Source organism: Neisseria uirgultaei (assembly GCF_962719845.1).
GTDB classification, from domain to species: domain Bacteria; phylum Pseudomonadota; class Gammaproteobacteria; order Burkholderiales; family Neisseriaceae; genus Neisseria; species Neisseria bergeri.
Window position 1 is genome coordinate 182,204 of the sequence record NZ_CAUIYF010000002.1, and the last position, 20,900, is coordinate 203,103.

Sequence of the window (20,900 nt, forward strand, 5' to 3'; positions counted from 1 at the left end):
CGGTATTTGGCGGCAGAGGGCAATTTCGGCGGCACGACCCAATCCTTAGCGGTTTGCTCAACTATCGGCGCAAATTCTGTTAAAATGCCGCCTTCCTTCCTTTACACACCGCACCGACAGGCAGAATTTATGGCTCTTTTGCAAATTTCAGAACCGGGTATGTCCGCCGCCCCGCACCGGCACCGTTTGGCGGCAGGCATCGATTTGGGTACGACCAACAGCCTGGTCGCCACCGTCCGCAGCGGCAGTGCAGCCTGCCTGCCCGATGCCGACGGGCGCGTTACCCTGCCTTCCGTCGTCCGCTATTTGGAAAACGGCGGCATTGAAGTCGGCAAAACCGCCCTGTCCGCGCAAAAATCCGACCCGCTGAATACCGTCAGCTCCGCCAAACGCCTTATCGGACGGACGCTTGCCGATCTGCATCAAAATACGCATTACCTGCCTTACCGTTTCGGCGACAATCAACGCGTTATCGAACTGCATACGCGGCAGGGGGTAAAAACGCCTGTCGAAGTGTCGGCGGAAATCCTCAAAACCCTCAAGGCGCGCGCCGAAGAAACCTTGGGCGGCGATTTGGTCGGCGTGGTGATTACCGTCCCCGCCTATTTCGACGACGCGCAACGCCAGGCCACCAAAGATGCCGCGCGTCTGGCGGGTTTGAACGTATTGCGACTGCTCAACGAACCCACCGCCGCCGCGATTGCCTACGGGCTGGACAACGCCTCGGAAGGCACGTTTGTCGTCTATGACTTAGGGGGCGGCACATTCGACGTATCCGTATTGCAACTGACCAAAGGGCTGTTTGAAGTCAAAGCCACCGGCGGCAACAGCGCGTTGGGCGGCGACGATTTCGACCATCGTTTGTTCTGTTACCTGCTCGAACAAAACGGACTCTCCCAACTCAACGAACAAGACAGCCAACTCCTGCTCTCGCTCGTCCGCGCCGCCAAAGAACAATTGACCACGCAAACCGAAGCGCGCATTCAGGCGACGCTTTCAGACGGCATGGCAATCGACACAAGCATCAGTCGCGCCGAGTTCCACAACCTGACGCAGCATTTGGTGATGAAAACGCTCGAACCGGTCAAACAGGCGTTGAAAGATGCCGGTGTCGGTAAAAACGAAGTCAAAGGCGTGATTATGGTTGGCGGTTCGACCCGTATGCTGCACGTCCAGCAGGCGGTCGCCACCTTTTTCGGACAAACCCCGCTGAACAACCTCAACCCCGACGAAGTCGTAGCGCTCGGTGCCGCCATACAGGCGAACGTCCTCGCAGGCAACAAAGCCGACGGCGAATGGCTGCTGCTGGACGTTACGCCCTTGTCGCTCGGTTTGGAAACCTACGGCGGCTTGGCGGAAAAAATCATCCCGCGCAATTCCACCATTCCCACCGCGCGCGCGCAGGACTTTACCACCTTCAAAGACGGTCAGACCGCGATGACGATACACGTCGTACAAGGCGAACGCGAACTGGTTGCCGACTGCCGCAGTCTTGCCAAATTCACCCTTCGCGGCATTCCGCCTATGGCGGCGGGTGCGGCGCGTATCCGTGTAACCTTCCAAATCGATGCCGACGGTTTGCTGTCCGTTTCCGCCCAAGAACAGAGCACCGGCGTACACGCGCAAATCGAAGTCAAACCCTCCTACGGCTTGGACGACGACACCATCACCCAAATGCTCAAAGACAGTATGAGCAACGCCGCCGAAGATATGGCGGCACGCGCCCGCGCCGAAGCCGTGGTCGAAGCCGAAAGCCTGACCGATGCCGTCAACGCCGCCCTCGAGTTGGACAGCGATTTGCTGGAAGTCGAAGAATTGCAACAGATTCGGCAAGGCATCGCCGATTTGCAAGGCCGTCTGAAAGACGGAAAAGCCGAAGACATCCGCACCGCCGTCGCCAAACTCAGCCGCAGCACCGACAACTTCGCCGCCAAACGCATGAACCGCAACATCCAACGCGCGCTGACAGGCCAGAGTGTCGATAATATTTGATACTTAAACGGTTTCAGACGGCACAGATATAACCTGATGCCGTCTGAAGGCTCGAAAACACTTGAAAAACATCGATATGGAAAAGTCAGGCATTGTCTATCTGATGAAAACCGTCATCAAGGGCGTGTATAAAATCGGCATTTCGGACGTAAGCAATTTTGAAGGCAGAATGCGCCATTTGGAAAACAACGGCTATGCGAACGTTGCCGGATTGGAACGCATCCTCGCCGTCAAAACCGACAATTACAAAGAAAAAGAAAACCTGCTCCATGAAATTTTCAGCAAAAGCAGGATCGGCGATACCGAATTGTTCGCCGTGGACGAAAACCTTGTGAAACGTTTGTTTTTATCGCTTCGCGGCGAAATCGTGTTTCCGAAAAACGAAACGGCGGAATCGGAATTTGAAAAAAGCGTCCACGAACGCAGGCAGGAAGGGAATGCCGGGTCCGGCCGCAAACAACTGCTTGATTTGGTACGGCGCGGACACCAGGAATATCCTTACGCGCTGCCCCGGCTTTTGGCGGGCGCGGCATCCTACAAGCCGAAAAAATCGAAAATCCGCCTTTTTAAAGAAGCATATTTCGGCAAAAGCGGCACGAGGCTGACGGACGAAATTGCAGACGGCATCCATATTTACACCTGTTTTTCGCAGGCGGATTTGGAAAAAGCCTATTCCGAATATTTGGAACTTTTCAAATCCGAATCGGATGCCGAAGGCAGAAAACCGCGGTAAGGTGCAAACAAATACCGTACACGTTGAGGAGCAGTATGATGGGCGATTCCGTCATTTATTATGTAGAACAGGCAGACGAACCGGTAAACCGTGCCGGCGAACGCGCCCGTAAAACATTCAAATACTTTTGGCGCGAGCTTTTTTGGGAACGCCGCCGCATTATTCCCGCCCTGGATTTTGCCATGGTCAAAGTCCCTTTTTTCCAAGACGGCGAAGACGGCGAAATTTGCGAACATATGTGGATCGACGATATTTATTTTGACGGTCTTTACATTTATGGTGTGCTGAACAATGAACCCGGCGAACTGACCAATGTCGAACAAGGCGAAAGCGTTTGCGTTCCGGTTGGCGACATCAGCGACTGGATGTTCGTGTGCAACGGCATCCCCTACGGCGGCTTTACCATACAGGCAATGCGCGGGCAGATGACGGAAGAGGAGCGCGCAGAACACGATGCCGCATGGGGAATCGATTTCGGCGATCCCGGGCAGGTATTGCTGGTGTATGAAGAAAAAGAACACCCCGAAAATCTGGAAGAGCATCCGATGTGCCGGAACTGTATTGACGATTTTCGGCAACAGTTGTCCCAAAATCCGGATTTTCTGCATGAGCAGGACGAAGACGGCTATACGCCGCTTCATCATGAAGCCATCGCAGGAAATGCACTTATGGTTCAAGCCATGCTTGAATACGGCGCAAATCCTGCCTCAAAGACATCGGAAGGCTATACCGCCCTCGATTTTGCCCGCCTGACGGGCTGGCAAAATGTTGCCGACCTGCTCGAACCGCGACATTAGGCAGACAGTTTTCCGAAAAACGGACACAAACACTTTTTACAGAAAGACAATAAAAATGCCCAAAATCACCGTACTTCCACACACGACATTATGTCCCGAGGGTGCAGTCATCGATAACGCGCCCGAAGGCAAAACCGTCCTTGATGTGCTGCTCGACCACGACATCGAAGTCGATCACGCCTGCGAAAAATCCTGTGCCTGCACCACCTGCCACGTCATCATCCGCAAAGGTTTCGACAGTTTGGAAGAGCCGACCGAATTGGAAGAAGACCTGCTCGACCAGGCTTGGGGTTTGGAAGCCGATTCGCGCCTGAGTTGTCAGGCGGTTGTCGCCGGCGAGGATTTGATTGTGGAAATCCCTAAATACACCATCAACCACGCGCGCGAAGAACACTGAGAGCAGGCCGTCTGAAGTCGGCGCGCTTCAGACGGCATTGTTGCGCGGATAAGGCGCAATCGCCCGAAAACAGGCATTCGTACAGGCGGAACTTTCGATTCTATAGTGAATTAAATTTAAATCAGGACAAGGCGGCGAGCCGCAGACAGTACAAATAGTACGGCAAGGCGAGCCAACGCTGTACCGGTTTAAATTTAATTCACTATATATTGATTTTTATCGGTTTTCTGACGGAACGGATTGGTGCGGCATCCGAGGCGGATTACTCGGGCGCGATGCACGGGTATTTACCGGTTTTGCAGCTGGAAAAACCGTCGGCGGGTTATTTTCAGGGCGGCGGTCGGGCGGTATGCAGGATAGCGTTCCACTTTCGCTTCTATATTGATTTTGATTGGTTTTCTGACGGAACGGCCCGATGCGGCATCCGAGACGGCTTGCGTTTCTTCCTGTCCGCCTGCCGGATTTTCCTGTCCTTGCGCGAAACCGAAAGAGGTGGCGGCGCGGCGGACAAGGTCGAGATAGCGTCCTTCAAGCTCGGGGCAGGCGGCGGACACGCTTTCTACCGTAACCGTGAAGCCGCCGCCCGACCCGGCAAGGCGTTCCGCAATCTGCGTGTAGATGCGCCAACGCCGGGCGCGCAACATTGCCGCATCGCAACCGGAAGCCGCTTTATCCAAGGCAATCAGACCGCGCCTGTTCCGGTAGTGAAGGCAAACCGTTACTCTGTAGAGGGTATGTTGTCCGTCCAATATTTGATACAGTTTGCGTATCAGCAGAATCAGACGGTCAAACTCCTCCATCTCCGACAGGGAGTCGGGATGGTCGGAAGCGGTATAAACCAGTTTGGACAATTTTGCGGCCAACGGATTGTTCATCAATCTTCCTTGTCGGTTGAAACCCCGCTCTTCGGGGCGGTAGAATCAGATTTGTTTGGGAGGGGCAACTCCTCCCAGATCAGGACACATAGGGTGGTGTCCGGCGAGTTGAAACATTCAGCCATCCTCAAAGGGCGGCAGTTTTGCCGAAACATATTCTACACGGCTTCAATGCCGGACGATAAAAGGAAATTCATATGAAATGGACCGACACCCGGCGCATCGCCGAAGAACTCTACGACCTGCACGGCGAAACCATCGATCCCAAAACCGTGCGCTTTACCCGGCTGCGCGACCTGATTATGGCATTGCCCGAATTTGACGACGATCCCGCCCGTTGCGGCGAACGCATACTCGAGGCCGTGCAGCAGGCATGGATAGACGAGGCAGAATAAGTTTCGCGAATGCCGTCTGAAATACGGCGGTACGCGGTTCGTGCTTCTGTTTGCGGCATGAACGGTTTTACCAGTCTCCTTTTTTCAGCCTGTCCAGTTGGCGGCGGTCGCGCTTGGTCGGCCTGCCGTCGGGATAGGCGGAAGTGATGCGGCTGAAGCGGTCGAGCTGTTTGCGCTCTTCCCTCAATTCGGCGGTTTGCAGGTCTTCTTCATAAAGCAGCCGCGCCTCCGATGCCGGGTGGCGTTGGTGGTTCAAACCTTTAACCTTGATTTTATAGGGAAGGGAATTGAGCGTCAGGTCGATAATATCGCCGATGTCTATGGTTTTACTGTTTTTGACCTTCGAGCCGTTTACTTGAACCCTACCCAGTTCGATGTGCTTTTGCGCAAGGGAACGGGTTTTAAAAAAACGTGCCGCCCAAAGCCATTTGTCCAGCCGCATGGCGGAAGAATCGTGCTTGTCTTTCATACGATTTTGTTTGAAATAATTGAATTTGTTTCGAGTTTAGCATAAGATACGCCGCCTTATAACTAGTATATATGCACTAATCCCCCTGTTTCCCATGCTGCCCGAACACAAAAAGAGGGTGTGGAAAAGCCGTTTTGGACAATAAATTAACTGCGGAATATGCACAAATAGCGTATGATAGCGGCAGAATCTGTTGATGAGAGCTTCATTTTATGAAACCTGTTTTTTTGGATTTTGAACAACCCATAGCCGAACTGACCGGAAAAATCGACGAACTGCGTTTTGTTCAGGATGAATCCGCTGTCGATATTTCGGACGAAATACACCGTTTGCAGAAAAAAAGCAACGATTTGACCAAGTCTATTTTCGGCAAACTTACGCCCGCCCAGATTTCACAGGTTTCCCGGCATCCGCAGCGTCCCTATACTTTGGATTACATTGACGCGCTGTTTACCGATTTTGAAGAGTTGCACGGCGACCGCCACTTTGCCGACGATCATGCGATTGTCGGCGGATTGGCGCGTTTCAACGGACAAAGCGTGATGGTTATCGGGCATCAGAAAGGGCGCGACACCAAAGAAAAAATCCGCCGCAACTTCGGTATGCCGCGCCCCGAGGGCTACCGCAAAGCCCTGCGCCTGATGAAAACGGCTGAGAAATTCGGCTTGCCCGTCATGACCTTTATCGATACGCCGGGCGCGTATCCCGGTATCGGCGCGGAAGAACGCGGGCAGTCGGAAGCCATCGGCAAAAACCTGTACGAACTGACGCGCCTGCGCGTTCCCGTTTTGTGTACCGTCATCGGCGAAGGCGGTTCGGGCGGTGCGTTGGCGGTCGCTGTAGGCGATTACGTCAATATGCTGCAATATTCGACCTATTCCGTTATTTCCCCCGAAGGCTGCGCGTCTATTTTGTGGAAAACGGCGGAAAAAGCTGCTGATGCGGCTCAGGCTTTGGGCATTACTGCCGACCGCCTGCAAAAGCTGGACTTGGTCGATACCGTCATCAAAGAACCATTGGGCGGCGCGCATCGGGATTTCGGGCAAACCATGAAAAACGTGAAAACCGTTTTGGAAAAACAACTGCACGAAGCGCAAAGTATGCCGCTCGCCGATTTGCTTTCACGCCGTTTTGACCGCATTATGGCTTACGGCAAATTTTCCGAACAATAATTCAAATGAAACCGGCGGCAAGCAGTTTGTCTGAAACTGCTTGCTTTTTCTTTATCGGGACGGAGCCGTGCTGACTTTAGATGCGTTTGAGCGATGCTTGAAGGATTGTTTTCCTCAAGGTCTGAATGGAAAAAAAACAGCAGTGGCATTAAGCGGCGGATTGGATTCCGTCGTTTTGCTGCATCTGCTTGTCCGTGCAGGGAAACGGGCAGGATTTGTGCCGGAGGCATTGCACATCCATCACGGCTTGAGTCCCCGTGCCGACGATTGGGCGGATTTCTGCCAAAACTATTGCGATATGCTCGGGGTGGGGCTGGAAACGGTTAAGGTCTGCGTGGAAAAAAACGGTTTGGGCATCGAGGCGGCGGCGCGGCAAAAGCGTTATGCCGCGTTTGCCGAAAAAGGCTTTGACGTTTTGGCGTTGGCGCATCACAGGGACGATCAAATCGAAACCTTTATGCTGGCGGTCGCGCGCGGCGGCGGTTTGCGCGCTTTGGCGGCTATGCCCGCCGTCCGTCCTTTTGGGGAAAACGGCATCATCTGGCGGCCTTTGCTGCCTTTTTCACGGCAAGATGTGCAGGATTATGCAAAAAAACACGGTTTGCCGAATATCGAGGACGAAAGCAATAGCGATACGGCTTATTTGCGAAACCGCTTCCGACACCGTATTTTGCCCGAACTTTCCGCGCAGATTCCCCATTTCGGGCGGCATGTGCTGAACAATGTCCGCGCTTTGCAGGAAGATTTGGCTTTGCTGGACGAGGTCGTCGTTCAGGACTGCCGTTGGGTCTGTGAGGAAGGCAGTTTCGATACGGTGCGTTGGCAGGCATTTTCTCCGCGCCGGAAAACCCATATTTTGCGGCATTTTCTGAAGGAAAACGGCATCACCGTGCCGAATCAGAATGCCCTTGCTGACATTGCCCGCGTTTTGGCAGAGGCAAAAACCGGGCGTTGGAGCTTGCAAGGCTTCGAATTGCATCATTATGCAGGCAGGCTGTTTGTGTTCCAATTGGAAAAAATGGATAAACTACTGTTTTTGAAAGACAGGCAAATAAGCGGAAATTTAAGGGAAATATTGACGGGGCAGGGATTTGTTTTAAAACGTCATCCGTTTGGGCTTCCCGGGCATCTTTTGGAACAGGACGGGATTTTGAGGACGGTAGCGGCATCGGATACGTTGGCTGTCGGCGGCATCCATAAAAATGTGAAAAAAATCCTTCAGGGGAAACGGGTTTTGCCTGCCCTGCGCCCAATCTGGCCGCTTGTTGCCGACAGCGGAAACCGTCCATTGGCGTTGGCAAACTGTTGTGCGGATTTTCAAATCTCGGTTTCAGACGGCATTTTACCCGTCCATCCTGACTTTCCCATTTTATTTTGATAATATCGCAAACAGATTTCGGCGGCGTTCAGTCGGGTATTGTCCGGTTGCATATTTCTAAAAGGCTTGTGAAGTGAAACACATCAGTTCGATCAATAATGAACACATCCGGCACCTGCACCGCCTATTGTCGCAAGGAAAGTTCAGACGGCAGTATGCCCAAACCGTTTTGGAGGGCGTCCACCTGCTTCAGGTTTTCCTGCAATCCGGCAGAAAGCCGGTCGGGGTATATATTCCCGAAGCTAAAATGCCGTCTGAAGAAGTCCGTAAATTGACGGCGGTTTTGCCGGAAGACAGGATTTTTTCCGTTTCAGACGGCATATTGAAAAAAATCAGCAGCTTGACTTGTGCGGATGATGTGCTTGCGCTGATTGATATTCCGGATGCGGGTGCTTTGCCGGCCGGCGGCGACTGCGTGGTTTTGGACGGCGTGCAAGACCCGGGCAATGTCGGCACGGTGTTGCGGAGCGCGGCGGCGGCGGGAATCGGCGTGGTCGTTTTGGGCAAAGGTTGCGCGGACGCGTGGTCGCCCAAGGTATTGCGCGCGGGGATGGGCGCGCATTTCCTGTCGGACATTTATCCGCAGGCGGATTTGAAAATATGGTTGGTGCACTATGAAGACCGTGTGTTTGCCACCGCGTTGCGTGAGGAAAAGCAGGCGGTTCTGTATGGCGAAGACTTGTGCGCACCGACAGCCTGGGTGTTTGGCAACGAAGGCGCGGGTGTCGGTAAAGCGCTTTTGGACAGGGCGGACAAGTGTGTCAGGATACCGATGCACGATGCAACCGAGTCTTTAAATGTCGCGATGGCGGCGACAGTCTGCCTGTTTGAACAGATGCGCCAACGGGCGGCGTATTAAGGAAAAGAAATGCCGTCTGAAAAAATCTATTACGGCGTATTGATTTTCCTCTGCGCCGTTTCTATGCTGCTGACACCGTTTTTTTATGCGGGTGCTTTGAAGTCCAAGAAGGCGGCATTGCGGAAGGACGGGCAGTGGAAACTCATCTTATTGTCCAATGCCGTGGTGGCGGCGGTTTTGGCTTGGGTGTGGTGGAAATGGTTTTGAAGGAGTCTTGATATGAAAACATCTAAAATTATTGCGGGGCTGATGCTGGCTGCGGCGGTTCAGACGGCATCTTCGGCAGTGTACGAATGCCGTCAAAACGGTAAGGTCAGTTACAGCCAGACACCGGGAAAGCACTGTTCGGGTGTGAATCTGGGGCGGGAGCGGGTGTACAGTTCGGTCAGACCTGCCGTGAAAGACAGGGCGGAAGACGCAGGGACCGGCGATTATTCGGACCCGGTGAGGGACGAAGCCGCCCAAAATCCGAAAGGGAATGCACAGAAAGACGGTTCGGATGCCGGTATCAGGACGCATTGATTGAAACCGAATCAGCCATGACGGTGTTGGACAATAGAATTTGAACGATTAGGGAACTCTGATGAAACACATCCATATTATCGGTATCGGCGGCACGTTTATGGGCGGGATTGCCGCTATTGCCAAAGAAGCGGGGTTCAAAGTCAGCGGTTGCGATGCGAAGATGTATCCGCCGATGAGCACCCAGCTCGAAGCCTTGGGCATAGACGTGCATGAAGGCTTCGATGCGGCGCAGTTGGACGAATTTCAAGCCGATATTTACGTTATCGGCAATGTTGCCAAGCGCGGGACGGATGTGGTCGAAGCCATTTTGAACCGAGGTCTGCCTTATATTTCTGGCCCGCAATGGCTGGCTGAAAACGTGCTGCACAGCCGCTGGGTGCTTGCCGTTGCCGGGACGCACGGCAAAACGACTACCGCGTCCATGCTCGCCTGGGTCTTGGAATATGCCGGACTCGCGCCGGGCTTCCTTATCGGCGGCGTACCGGAAAACTTCAGCGTTTCCGCCCGCCTGCCGCAAACGCCGCGTCAAGACCCGAACAGCAAATCGCCGTTTTTCGTCATCGAAGCCGACGAATACGACACTGCCTTTTTCGACAAACGCTCCAAATTCGTGCATTACCGCCCGCGTACCGCCGTGTTGAACAATCTGGAATTCGACCACGCCGACATCTTTGCCGACTTGGGCGTGATACAGACCCAGTTCCACCACCTCGTGCGCACCGTGCCGTCTGAAGGCTTAATCGTCTGTAACGGACAGCAGAAAAGCCTGCAAGACACTTTAGACAAAGGCTGCTGGACGCCGGTGGAAAAATTCGGCACCGAACATGGTTGGCAGGTTGGCGAAGTCAATGCCGACGGCTCGTTCGACGTATTGCTTGACGGCAAAAAAGCCGGACACGTCGCATGGGATTTGATGGGCGGACACAACCGCATGAACGCGCTCGCCGTCATCGCCGCCGCACGTCATGCCGGAGTCGATATTCAGACCGCCTGCGAAGCCTTGAGCGCGTTTAAAAACGTCAAACGCCGCATGGAAATCAAAGGCACGGTAAACGGCATCACCGTTTACGACGACTTCGCCCACCATCCGACCGCCATCGAAACCACCATCGAAGGCCTGCGTCAGCGCGTCGGAAACGCACGTATCCTCGCCGTCCTCGAGCCGCGTTCTAACACCATGAAACTCGGCACGATGAAAGCCGCGCTGCCCGAAAGCCTCAAAGGTGCAGACCAAGTGTTCTGCTATGCCGGCGGCGTGGACTGGGACGTCGCCGAAGCCCTCGCGCCTTTAGGCGGCAAGCTGCACGTCGGTAAAGATTTCGATGCCTTCGTTGCCGAAATCGTGAAACATACCGAAGCAGGCGACCATATTTTGGTGATGAGCAATGGCGGTTTCGGCGGAATACACACCAAATTGCTGGACGCTTTGAGATAGCCCGGGCGATGCCGTCTGAAAGCCCTTCAGACGGCATTGCCCGGCTGCGCGGCACAAAGGCGGAAAAACCGTTTGCCCCGTATTTTCAAACGCGTTACACTTGCCGCCGCTGTTTTCAGCCATTTGATTACCCGCAACCGCCGTCATTGCGCCGGCGGTTTGCCTGTCAGCGTCATTGCGCCGGCGGTTTGCCTGTCAGCGTCATTGCGCCGCTGTAAATACGAAAGAACACATTATGACCGTATCCCCCGTCGCCTTGCGCCGTAAGACCGAGCGCAAGCCTCATCCCACCGCGCGCTATTGGAAAAAATGCGATGTCGAGGCACTTTTCGGACTGCCGTTTTTAGAACTTGTCTATCAGGCGGCAGAAGTCCACCGCCAAAATTTCAATCCGCGAGAAATCCAGCTTTCCACTTTGTTGTCGATCAAAACCGGCGGCTGTCCCGAAGATTGCGCCTACTGTCCGCAATCGGCGCACCACAATACCAATCTGGGCAAAGAGCAGATGATGGATGTGGATGAAATCGTCGAAAAAGCCAAAATCGCCAAATCGCGCGGTGCCAGCCGTTTCTGCATGGGTGCGGCGTGGCGCGGCCCCAAACCCAAAGACGTGGAGACGGTTTCTGCAATCATCAAAGCCGTCAAGGGCTTGGGTATGGAAACCTGCGGCACGTTCGGTATGCTCGAAGAAGGTATGGCGGAAGACTTGAAAGAGGCGGGCTTGGATTATTACAACCACAACCTCGACACCGACCCCGACCGCTACAACGACATCATCCATACACGCCGGCACGAAGACCGCATGGATACCTTGGGCAAAGTCCGCAACGCCGGTTTGAAAGTCTGCTGCGGCGGCATTGTCGGGATGAACGAAACCCGCGCCGAACGCGCCGGGCTGATTGCCAGCCTCGCCAACCTCGACCCGCAGCCCGAAAGCGTGCCGATTAACCGGTTGGTCAAAGTGGAAGGCACGCCGCTTGCCGATGCCGAAGATTTGGATTGGACCGAATTTGTCCGTACGATTGCTGTAGCACGGATTACCATGCCGCAAAGCTATGTCCGCCTCTCGGCAGGGCGCAGCAATATGCCGGAAGCGATGCAGGCGATGTGCTTTATGGCGGGCGCGAACTCGATTTTTTACGGCGACAAGCTGCTGACCACGGGCAATCCGGACGAAGACGGCGACAGAATCCTGATGGAAAAGCTCAACCTGTATCCCTTGCAGTTTGAAGCGGAAGGCGGCGCGGGCGGAGCGGAAAAAGCCTCGGGGATTAAAGTGGATTATTGACGGATTGAAAAACACCGTCTGAAACGCGGATGCCGTCTGAAGCCCGAAAAAAGGCTTTCAGACGGCATTTGTTCGGACGGCATTTCCAATATTTCTTTACCGGCGCGTGATGTCGCCGTCGGGCGAGACATCCAGCCCGTTCCCCTTGGGGAAATCGCTGCGGTTCAGATAAATAATCCGCCCGATAACGGTTTTCTCGGGGTCGATTTTGGGGATTTTATCGCCGACTTGAGTGATGGGGATAATGTTGCCGGAAACGAACCGCCCCTGTTTGTCCGTAATAATTTTAAAAATGGGGGCGATGCCGCTGATGCCGGAGGTGTTGATTGCGCCGTAGGTGGCAAAGTTGCCGCCGCTGTAGGAGATGAAGCGGTCGCGGTAAAGTTCGATGGCACGTGTGACATGCGGACCCTGCCCAAATACGACATCCGCACCGGAATCAACGGCAAGCCGTGCAAACTCGACGACGTTGCCCCTGTTTTCCCCATAGAAGATTTCGGTATCGAACGGCAGGTGTTCCGCCTGTTTCCCTTCCGCGCCGCCGTGGAACATCACAATGACGATGTCGGCTTTTTGCTTGGTTTTCCGAATCAGTTTTCTGACTTTGGCATAATCGTTCAGTTTGACGGCGGCAAGGTTGGGGGCGAAGGAGACGAAGCCGTATCTCACGCCGTTTTTCTTCAGAATGGCGGTTTCAAACCTGTTTTCGATGCCCGAATATTTGATGTTCAATTCGTCAAGGTTGCCTACCGTTGCCGTGATGCCTTGCGCGCCGAAGTCGTTGCTGTGGTTGTTGGCGAGGCTGAGGTAGTCGAATCCCGCGTCGGCAAGGTATTGCCCGTAGGCGGAGGGCGTTCGGAATGCATAGCATATTTTGGGGTTTGCACATTTTTTCGGCGTACCGCCTTCGTCAAACAGCGTGCCTTCAAGGTTGCCGACGGTAATGTCCGCGTCTTGCAAGACGGATTCGACGTGTTTCAGGATATTGGTATCGGGCAGGTAATCGACCGGATAATTGCTGCCGAGCATAATGTCGCCGACACCGATGATGGAAACAGTATCGGCTGCTTTTCCGTCAGGCTTATCCTGTTCGTCCCCAATGCTGATTTTTGAGGCAGGGAAGGGGTTTGAAGCGTCAATTGGCAATATGGGGGATTCCGTTCCGTCAGGATGCGCCGGGGGGTTGATCTCGGCGGTTTGGGCTGTGGGTGTGGAAGCTGCATAAAAGGCAGCAGCCGGAGTTTCTTTCACATATTCAAGTGCTGTAAAACCACTACCGATAACGAGGGCCAAAATTGCGGCAAATACCGCCATCGCCCAGATAAATTTGTCCATCATCAGACCTTTGCTGTTAAGACGGCATTTGCCGCGCGTTTCGGAAGGGCTTATCTTTCGATTTGCGATACGTCGCGCACCGCGCCTTTGTCGGCGGAAGTCGCCATCGCGCCGTAAGCCCTTAATGCGGCGGAGACGTAGCGGTCGCGGTTTTCCGGTTTCCACGCTTTGCTGCCGCGCGCTTCCATTTCGGCACGGCGTACGGCAAGCTCTTCATCGGAAATGGCAAGGCGGATGCTGCGGTTGGGAATGTCGATTTCGATGGTATCGCCTTCGTGTACCAAACCGATTGCGCCGCCTTCCGCCGCTTCGGGCGAGGCGTGTCCAATGGACAAACCTGATGTGCCGCCGGAGAAGCGTCCGTCGGTCAGCAGGGCGCAGGCTTTGCCCAAGCCTTTAGATTTTAAGTAGGAAGTCGGATACAGCATTTCCTGCATACCAGGGCCGCCTTTAGGACCTTCGTAGCGGATGATGACGATATCGCCGGCAACGATTTGGTTGCCCAAAATGCCTTCTACTGCGTCTTCTTGGCTTTCAAACACACGGGCACGGCCGGTGAATTTGAGGATGCTCTCGTCCACGCCTGCGGTTTTTACCACGCAGCCGCGTTCGGCGATGTTGCCGAACAAGACCGCCAAACCGCCGTCTTGCGAGTAGGCGTGTGCCACGTCGCGGATGCAGCCTTTTTCGCGGTCGAGGTCGAGGGTTTTCCACATACGGTTTTGCGAGAACGCTTGGGTAGTGCGTACGCCGCCGGGCGCGGCTTTGAAGCGTTCGATGGCGCGGGTGTTTTCGGGATTGGTTACGTCCCATTGCTCAATCGCGTCTTTCAGCGTCGGCGCGTGGATGGTGTACACGTCAGTGTGCAGCTTGCCTGCTTTGTCCAGTTCTTTCAGGATGGCGAAGATGCCGCCTGCGCGGTGCACGTCTTCCATGTAGTAGTCGTGGTTGTTGGGTGCGGTTTTGCAGATGCAGGGGACGACGCGGCTTAAGCGGTCGATGTCGGCCATTTTGAAATCGACACCGGCTTCGTTGGCAACAGCCAACAGGTGCAAAATGGTATTGGTAGAGCCGCCCATGGCGATGTCCATGGTCATGGCGTTTTCAAACGCTTTTTTGGTGGCAATGCTGCGCGGCAGCACGGTTTCGTCGTCTTGCTCGTAATAGCGTTTGGTGATTTCGACAATCATACGTCCTGCTTCGAGAAACAATTCTTTACGACCTGCGTGGGTAGCCAGATAAGAACCGTTGCCCGGCAGGGAAAGGCCGAGTGCTTCGGTCAGGCAGTTCATGGAGTTTGCCGTAAACATACCGGAGCAGGAGCCGCAGGTCGGGCAGGCGTTTTGTTCGACTTCCTCGACTTGCTGGTTGCTGACATTGTCGTCCGCCGATTCAATCATGGCGTCAATCAAGTCCAAGCGGCGTTCGGGTTGGATGTTGGCCACGCCGATGACCTTGCCCGCTTCCATCGGGCCGCCGGAGACGAAGATGGTCGGGATGTTCAGGCGCATGGCGGCAATCAGCATTCCCGGGGTGATTTTGTCGCAGTTGGAAATGCACACCAGCGCGTCGGCGCAGTGGGCGTTGACCATATATTCGATAGAGTCGGCAATCAAATCGCGGCTGGGCAAGGAGTACAACATACCGCTGTGTCCCATAGCGATACCGTCGTCGATGGCGATGGTGTTGAATTCTTTGGCGATGGCGCCCGCCTTTTCAATCTCGCGGGCAACCAGTTGGCCCATATTGTGCAGGTGGACGTGGCCGGGCACGAATTGGGTGAAGGAGTTGGCAACGGCGATGATGGGCTTGCCGAAGTCGGTTTCCATCACGCCGGTGGCGCGCCACAATGCGCGCGCGCCCGCCATATTGCGGCCGTGGGTGGAGGTTTTGGAACGGTATTCTGGCATAGTGTGTTTCCTTGTTTTCATGCCGTCTGAAAAGCGAGGGGTTTCAGACGGCATTTTGTACTGTGTTAGAGAGCTGGAAAAAAGAGGGTATTTTATACCAAGTATCGGTATTGTGTGGAAGTTGCGGAATGGTGGGATATTCTGTGCAACGGTATTTTTGAAGCGGCAATGTTCGGAATGCCGTCTGAAAGGCAGAAAAGGACTTCAGACGGCATTGATGTCGGGTTTCAGGACAGGAGCAGGATGGCGGCTGCGGCAAGCGCGGCAACCGATAATGCGGCGGCAAGCGCGGCTTTGCCTGCAAAGCGGATTGAGGTTTTGCCTTCGATGTATTTGAAGCCGGTTATCATCGGGAGGATGAGGTTTTTCTTTTTGAATATCCGGTATGCGGCGATGGCGGCGATGTGGATTGCAGAAAAAACGGCGAGCAGCTTGAAAAAGTTGAGGTGGATTTTCCGCATAAGGCTGCCCGTATGTTCGGAAACCAAATGGTTGAGGTAGCCGTTGGTGCTGAAGGTGTTTTCATCGGCGGCAAAAAGCCCGGTTCCGACTTGAAATGAGACGGCGGCCAAAAGCGCAACGACCATCAGCGCGCCCAAGGGGTTGTGTCCGGGCTGGATGTGTTCGGGAATGCCGTTTTTCAGATAGCCGCGTATGCCTGCCCAGCCTTGGACGAAATGGGAAAAACGGGCGGTATCGCTGCCCCAAATGCCCCAACAGAGGCGGAATACGAGCAGGAAAAGGATAAGCAGCCCGACGCGCGTGTGCCATTGCAGCATATCGCCGCCGGCTTTCGCGCTATACCACATAAAGGGCAGGGACGCGGCAAGCAGCCAGTGGAAAAGGCGGGTGGGGAAGTCCCAGACTTTGGTTTTGTTTTTCATAATCGGTTTCCGGCAGTAGAATCGGTTTGTTTTCGAGCCTTAATTTTAACCGATTGGAGGGGAAATGTTTCCCGTTTTCTATCTTTCAGGCGAAAGCCGCCGCCGTATGCTTCAGACGGCATTGCGTTTTCCCCATATTTTCAAAGCCCGTGTGGAAGATTCGCACAAAGGGACTTTCGGCACGCTCGCCGTAGTCGGCGGCTCGGTCGGCATGAGCGGCGCGCCCGTATTGGCGGCATCGGCGGCAATGTATCTCGGCTGCGGAAAAGTGTGGGCGGGTTTCAATCAGGAAACGCTGCCTTTCGCCGTCATTGCCGGTTTTCCCGAAATTATGTTGGATACGGCAGACGGTTTGACCAAGCGTCAAGATATAAACGCCTGGGTTGTTGGTTGCGGATTGGGTACAGGTAGGGCGGCGGTCGGAACGCTTGCCGGAATTTTGACGGAACACACGGACAAGCCCGTCCTTTTGGATGCGGACGCGCTGAACATATTATCAACCGATGCCGAAACCCGAAATCTGGCGCGCGGGTGTAAAAACCTGATTTTAACGCCACACCCCGCCGAAGCCGCGCGCCTGCTTGGAACGACGGTTGCACAGGTTCAGGCGGATCGGACGGCGGCAGTAAGGAAGATAGGGGAAATTTTCGGCGCAACCGTGGTTTTAAAGGGGCACAAAACACTGGTTGCCGCACCGGATACGGAAATCTATGTCAACCATAGCGGTAATGCTGGGCTGGCTACGGCGGGAAGTGGAGATGTGTTGGACGGTATAGTCGGAAGTTTGCTTGCGCAAGGCTTTAAACCGTTTGAAGCAGCGTGTGCCGGAGTTTGGCTGCACGGTGCGGCGGCAGATGTCATGAAGGAATCGGCGGGCATCAAGGCCGGATTGCTGGCAGGGGAAATCGCTCCGGCAGCAAGGTGGCTGAGAAACGATATAACGGCCAGTCTGCATGAGAATGCCGTCTGAAAGATAAAAGCACTGCCATTTTCTAAATGGCATTCAATAAATCATGGTACAATGTGCAGTTATCTTTTCTAGATTTTGAAAATATTAACCATGAAACAAATTCGCAACATTGCCATTATCGCTCACGTCGACCACGGCAAAACCACATTAGTTGACCAACTGCTGCGCCAATCTGGTACATTCCGCGCCAACCAGCAGGTTGACGAGCGCGTGATGGACAGCAACGACATTGAAAAAGAACGCGGCATTACCATCCTCGCCAAAAATACCGCCATCGATTACGAAGGCTACCACATCAATATCGTCGACACGCCGGGACACGCCGACTTCGGCGGCGAAGTGGAGCGCGTTTTGGGTATGGTGGACTGCGTCGTATTGTTAGTGGACGCGCAGGAAGGCCCGATGCCGCAAACCCGTTTCGTGACCAAAAAAGCCTTGGCTTTGGGGCTGAAACCGATCGTCGTCATCAACAAAATCGACAAACCGTCCGCCCGTCCGAGCTGGGTTATCGACCAGACTTTCGAGTTGTTCGACAACTTGGGTGCGACCGACGAGCAGTTGGATTTCCCGATTGTTTACGCTTCAGGTTTGAGCGGCTTTGCCAAGCTGGAAGAAACCGACGAGAGCAACGACATGCGTCCGCTGTTCGACACCATCCTAAAATACACGCCCGCACCGAGCGGCAGCGCGGACGAGCCGCTGCAACTGCAAATTTCCCAACTCGACTACGACAACTACACCGGCCGCCTCGGTATCGGCCGCATCCTGAACGGACGCATCAAACCCGGCCAAACCGTTGCCGTCATGAACCACGAGCAGCAAATCGCCCAAGGCCGCATCAACCAGCTTTTAGGTTTCAAAGGTTTGGAACGCGTGCCGCTTGAAGAAGCCGAAGCCGGCGACATCGTGATTATTTCCGGTATCGAAGATATCGGTATCGGCGTAACCATCACCGACAAAGACAACCCCAAAGGCCTGCCGATGTTGAGCGTGGACGAACCGACGCTGACGATGGACTTTATGGTCAACACCAGCCCGTTGGCGGGTACCGAAGGCAAATTCGTAACCAGCCGCCAAATCCGCGACCGCCTGCAAAAAGAATTGCTGACCAACGTCGCCCTGCGCGTGGAAGATACCGCCGATGCCGACGTGTTCCGCGTATCCGGGCGCGGCGAGCTGCACCTGACCATTTTGTTGGAAAATATGCGCCGCGAAGGCTACGAACTCGCCGTCGGCAAACCGCGCGTCGTGTACCGCGATATCGACGGTCAAAAATGCGAACCTTATGAAAACCTGACCGTGGACGTACCCGACGACAACCAAGGCGCGGTAATGGAAGAACTCGGACGCCGCCGTGGCGAGCTGACCAATATGGAAAGCGACGGCAACGGACGCACCCGCCTCGAATACCATATTCCAGCGCGCGGCTTGATCGGTTTCCAAGGCGAATTCATGACCCTGACGCGCGGTGTCGGGCTGATGAGCCACGTGTTCGACGATTACGCGCCCGTCAAACCCGATATGCCCGGCCGCCACAACGGCGTGCTGGTGTCCCAAGAGCAGGGCGAGGCGGTCGCTTACGCCTTGTGGAATCTTGAAGACCGCGGCCGTATGTTCGTATCGCCCAACGACAAAATCTACGAAGGTATGATTATCGGCATCCACAGCCGCGACAACGATTTGGTGGTCAATCCGCTCAAAGGCAAAAAACTCACCAACATCCGCGCCAGCGGTACCGACGAAGCGGTGCGCCTGACTACGCCGATCAAACTGACTCTGGAAGGCGCGGTCGAGTTTATCGACGATGACGAACTCGTTGAAATCACGCCGCAATCCATCCGTCTGCGCAAGCGTTACTTGAGCGAATTGGAACGCCGCCGTCATTTTAAAAAGCTGGATTGATGTTTAAATGATACGCGATGCCGTCTGAAAAATTTCAGACGGCATTTTATTGGCTGGTATCGGGAAACGGGTTGTCCGATAGGTCATATATTTTCTTAAATAAAATCATTGTATGAACAATAAAAAAGTTTGTACCGGATTATCTGCGGACAGGTAATGCCCGTACTTCCGGTCTCGGAACGGTTGCTGTTTCGGGAAACCTGCATTTTTAATTTTACGGGGCAATCCGTCAAAATCCGGCGGGCTTGTTTTTCCGGACAATTTTTCAAATATCGAACCTGATATTGTTTGGCTCATTAACATCCTTGCACGGTTTGTCAAAAAATCTGCCATACAAAGAATATTGTTTACAATATTGCCCAAAAATCTGAACCGGCAAACGCGAAATAAGGTAGAATACGCCCCGTTATTTTTAATGTCCAATCCCCATTTACCAAGGAAAAATGATGAATACTTCATTGAGTTACCGCGATGCAGGTGTCGATATCGACGCAGGCGACCAACTGGTCGAAAACATCAAACCGTTTGCCAAACGCACCATGCGTCCGGAAGTATTGGGGGATTTGGGCGGTTTTGGCGCATTGGTCGAAATCGGCAAGAAATATAAAAATCCCGTATTGGTCAGCGGTACGGACGGCGTGGGTACCAAGCTCAAACTTGCCTTCGATTGGGACAAACACGATACGGTGGGCATCGACCTTGTTGCAATGAGTGTCAACGATATTTTGGTTCAAGGAGCTGAACCGTTGTTTTTCTTGGATTATTTTGCCTGCGGCAAATTGGATGTCGCCCGTGCTACCGATGTGATCAAAGGCATTGCACAAGGTTGCGAAGAATCAGGCTGCGCCCTGATTGGCGGGGAAACTGCTGAAATGCCGGGCATGTATCCCGTCGGCGAATACGATTTGGCTGGTTTTGCCGTCGGCGTGGTGGAAAAAGAGAATGTCATTACCGGCCGCAGCATCGGAGCGGGCGATGTGGTATTGGGTTTGGCTTCCAACGGCGCACATTCAAACGGCTATTCCCTTATCCGTAAAATCATCGAACGCGACAATCCCGATTTGGATGCCGAGTTTGATAATGGCAAAACCTTGCGTGAAGCCGTTATTGCGCCGACCCGTCTGTATGTGAAACCGATTCTTGCTGCTTTGGAAAAATTTACCATTAAAGGTATGGCGCACATTACCGGCGGCGGCATTACCGAAAACGTGCCGCGCGTGTTGCCTGAAAACACGGTTGCACAAATCGATGCCGAATCGTGGGAATTGCCCAAGCTCTTCCAATGGCTTCAAAAGGCGGGCAATGTGGAAACCCAAGAAATGTACCGGACCTTTAACTGCGGCATCGGTATGGTTGTCATCGTTGCTGCCGAAGATGCTGATGCGGTTCGGTCATTCCTGAGCGGGCAGGGCGAGACAGTTTACCGTTTGGGTTTCATCCGCGAGCGTCAAGGGAATGAGCATCAAACCCAAGTTGCCTGACTTCCAAGCATCAAATGCCGTCTGAACTTGTTTCAGACGGCATTTTTATTATGCGAGCATTCTTTTTGCTTGCCATATTCGGGGGGGGGGGGGAAAAATTTTA

At 54.0% G+C, this 20,900-nt stretch carries 22 protein-coding genes and 1 pseudogene; 17 read left to right on the forward strand and 6 right to left on the reverse strand.

Translation table 11 applies throughout. The features are described 5' to 3' along the window. The first annotated feature begins 129 nt into the window (after nt 1-129). The 5 genes and pseudogenes from hscA to Q9J32_RS10095 form a co-directional block, all read left to right on the forward strand. A complete protein-coding gene (gene hscA / locus Q9J32_RS02090; RefSeq protein ID WP_301885394.1) occupies nt 130-1,992 on the forward strand; it encodes a Fe-S protein assembly chaperone HscA in 1,863 nt (620 codons plus the stop codon). A gap of 76 nt (nt 1,993-2,068) precedes the next feature. Beyond that, complete coding sequence (locus Q9J32_RS02095; protein WP_301885517.1) at nt 2,069-2,725, forward strand: GIY-YIG nuclease family protein; 657 nt, start codon at nt 2,069-2,071, stop codon at nt 2,723-2,725. A 35-nt stretch (nt 2,726-2,760) separates the two neighbouring features. Continuing rightward, a complete protein-coding gene (locus Q9J32_RS02100) occupies nt 2,761-3,522 on the forward strand; it encodes a DUF2314 domain-containing protein (protein ID WP_301885393.1) in 762 nt (253 codons plus the stop codon). A gap of 55 nt (nt 3,523-3,577) precedes the next feature. Beyond that, nucleotides 3,578-3,919: an ISC system 2Fe-2S type ferredoxin gene (gene fdx, locus Q9J32_RS02105; RefSeq protein WP_002217209.1), complete on the forward strand. Its 342-nt coding sequence runs from the start codon at nt 3,578-3,580 to the stop codon at nt 3,917-3,919. Between the two features lie 30 nt (nt 3,920-3,949). After that, a pseudogene (locus Q9J32_RS10095) lies at nt 3,950-4,130 on the forward strand (IS5/IS1182 family transposase); the annotation flags it as partial. A gap of 76 nt (nt 4,131-4,206) precedes the next feature. Here the strand turns inward: Q9J32_RS10095 and Q9J32_RS02110 are convergent. After that, on the reverse strand, nt 4,207-4,794 hold the full coding sequence (locus Q9J32_RS02110; protein WP_301885392.1) for an amino acid permease: 588 nt from the start codon (nt 4,792-4,794) through the stop codon (nt 4,207-4,209). A gap of 197 nt (nt 4,795-4,991) precedes the next feature. On the opposite strand from Q9J32_RS02110, the gene iscX reads away from it, so the two are divergent. Further along, entirely contained in the window at nt 4,992-5,189 is a 198-nt protein-coding gene (gene iscX, locus Q9J32_RS02115) for a Fe-S cluster assembly protein IscX (RefSeq protein ID WP_301885391.1), read from the forward strand. 67 nt (nt 5,190-5,256) lie between these two features. Here the strand turns inward: iscX and Q9J32_RS02120 are convergent, their stop codons facing one another. Next, a complete protein-coding gene (locus Q9J32_RS02120; protein WP_301885390.1) occupies nt 5,257-5,658 on the reverse strand; it encodes an RNA-binding S4 domain-containing protein in 402 nt (133 codons plus the stop codon). A 212-nt stretch (nt 5,659-5,870) separates the two neighbouring features. Here Q9J32_RS02120 and Q9J32_RS02125 point away from each other — a divergent pair, with 212 nt between their 5' ends. From Q9J32_RS02125 to bioB, 8 genes are all read left to right on the forward strand, one after another. After that, on the forward strand, nt 5,871-6,830 hold the full coding sequence (locus tag Q9J32_RS02125; RefSeq protein WP_301885389.1) for an acetyl-CoA carboxylase carboxyltransferase subunit alpha: 960 nt from the start codon (nt 5,871-5,873) through the stop codon (nt 6,828-6,830). 67 nt (nt 6,831-6,897) lie between these two features. Further along, complete coding sequence (gene tilS, locus Q9J32_RS02130; protein ID WP_301885388.1) at nt 6,898-8,208, forward strand: tRNA lysidine(34) synthetase TilS; 1,311 nt, start codon at nt 6,898-6,900, stop codon at nt 8,206-8,208. 73 nt (nt 8,209-8,281) lie between these two features. Next, nucleotides 8,282-9,067 carry a TrmH family RNA methyltransferase gene (locus Q9J32_RS02135; RefSeq protein WP_301885387.1) on the forward strand — a complete coding sequence of 262 codons (786 nt, stop codon included), beginning with the start codon at nt 8,282-8,284 and terminating at the stop codon, nt 9,065-9,067. A gap of 9 nt (nt 9,068-9,076) precedes the next feature. Further along, nucleotides 9,077-9,274, forward strand: a complete 198-nt coding sequence (locus Q9J32_RS02140; protein WP_304675355.1) for a hypothetical protein — start codon at nt 9,077-9,079, stop codon at nt 9,272-9,274. A 12-nt stretch (nt 9,275-9,286) separates the two neighbouring features. Next, on the forward strand, nt 9,287-9,589 hold the full coding sequence (locus Q9J32_RS02145; RefSeq protein ID WP_301885385.1) for a DUF4124 domain-containing protein: 303 nt from the start codon (nt 9,287-9,289) through the stop codon (nt 9,587-9,589). 61 nt (nt 9,590-9,650) lie between these two features. Further along, complete coding sequence (gene mpl / locus Q9J32_RS02150; protein WP_301885384.1) at nt 9,651-11,027, forward strand: UDP-N-acetylmuramate:L-alanyl-gamma-D-glutamyl-meso-diaminopimelate ligase; 1,377 nt, start codon at nt 9,651-9,653, stop codon at nt 11,025-11,027. Between the two features lie 8 nt (nt 11,028-11,035). Continuing rightward, nucleotides 11,036-11,245: a hypothetical protein gene (locus Q9J32_RS02155; RefSeq protein ID WP_301885383.1), complete on the forward strand. Its 210-nt coding sequence runs from the start codon at nt 11,036-11,038 to the stop codon at nt 11,243-11,245. Between the two features lie 17 nt (nt 11,246-11,262). Then, a complete protein-coding gene (gene bioB, locus Q9J32_RS02160) occupies nt 11,263-12,315 on the forward strand; it encodes a biotin synthase BioB (RefSeq protein WP_301885382.1) in 1,053 nt (350 codons plus the stop codon). 96 nt (nt 12,316-12,411) lie between these two features. Here the strand turns inward: bioB and Q9J32_RS02165 are convergent, their stop codons facing one another. From Q9J32_RS02165 to Q9J32_RS02180, 4 genes are all read right to left on the reverse strand, one after another. Then, on the reverse strand, nt 12,412-13,650 hold the full coding sequence (locus tag Q9J32_RS02165; protein WP_301885381.1) for a CapA family protein: 1,239 nt from the start codon (nt 13,648-13,650) through the stop codon (nt 12,412-12,414). Between the two features lie 50 nt (nt 13,651-13,700). Continuing rightward, nucleotides 13,701-15,560 (reverse strand): dihydroxy-acid dehydratase, encoded by a 1,860-nt coding sequence (gene ilvD / locus Q9J32_RS02170; protein WP_301885516.1) that lies wholly within the window; start codon nt 15,558-15,560, stop codon nt 13,701-13,703. Between the two features lie 92 nt (nt 15,561-15,652). Continuing rightward, nucleotides 15,653-15,775: a hypothetical protein gene (locus Q9J32_RS02175; RefSeq protein WP_301001486.1), complete on the reverse strand. Its 123-nt coding sequence runs from the start codon at nt 15,773-15,775 to the stop codon at nt 15,653-15,655. Between the two features lie 12 nt (nt 15,776-15,787). After that, nucleotides 15,788-16,444 carry a cytochrome b/b6 domain-containing protein gene (locus tag Q9J32_RS02180; protein WP_301885380.1) on the reverse strand — a complete coding sequence of 219 codons (657 nt, stop codon included), beginning with the start codon at nt 16,442-16,444 and terminating at the stop codon, nt 15,788-15,790. Between the two features lie 64 nt (nt 16,445-16,508). Between Q9J32_RS02180 and Q9J32_RS02185 the strand changes: the two genes are divergently transcribed. From Q9J32_RS02185 to purM, 3 genes are all read left to right on the forward strand, one after another. Further along, nucleotides 16,509-17,414 (forward strand): NAD(P)H-hydrate dehydratase, encoded by a 906-nt coding sequence (locus Q9J32_RS02185; protein ID WP_301885379.1) that lies wholly within the window; start codon nt 16,509-16,511, stop codon nt 17,412-17,414. A 90-nt stretch (nt 17,415-17,504) separates the two neighbouring features. Beyond that, nucleotides 17,505-19,316: a translational GTPase TypA gene (gene typA, locus Q9J32_RS02190; protein WP_301885378.1), complete on the forward strand. Its 1,812-nt coding sequence runs from the start codon at nt 17,505-17,507 to the stop codon at nt 19,314-19,316. A 446-nt stretch (nt 19,317-19,762) separates the two neighbouring features. Then, nucleotides 19,763-20,797: a phosphoribosylformylglycinamidine cyclo-ligase gene (purM, locus tag Q9J32_RS02195; protein ID WP_301885515.1), complete on the forward strand. Its 1,035-nt coding sequence runs from the start codon at nt 19,763-19,765 to the stop codon at nt 20,795-20,797. Nucleotides 20,798-20,900: the final 103 nt, after the last annotated feature.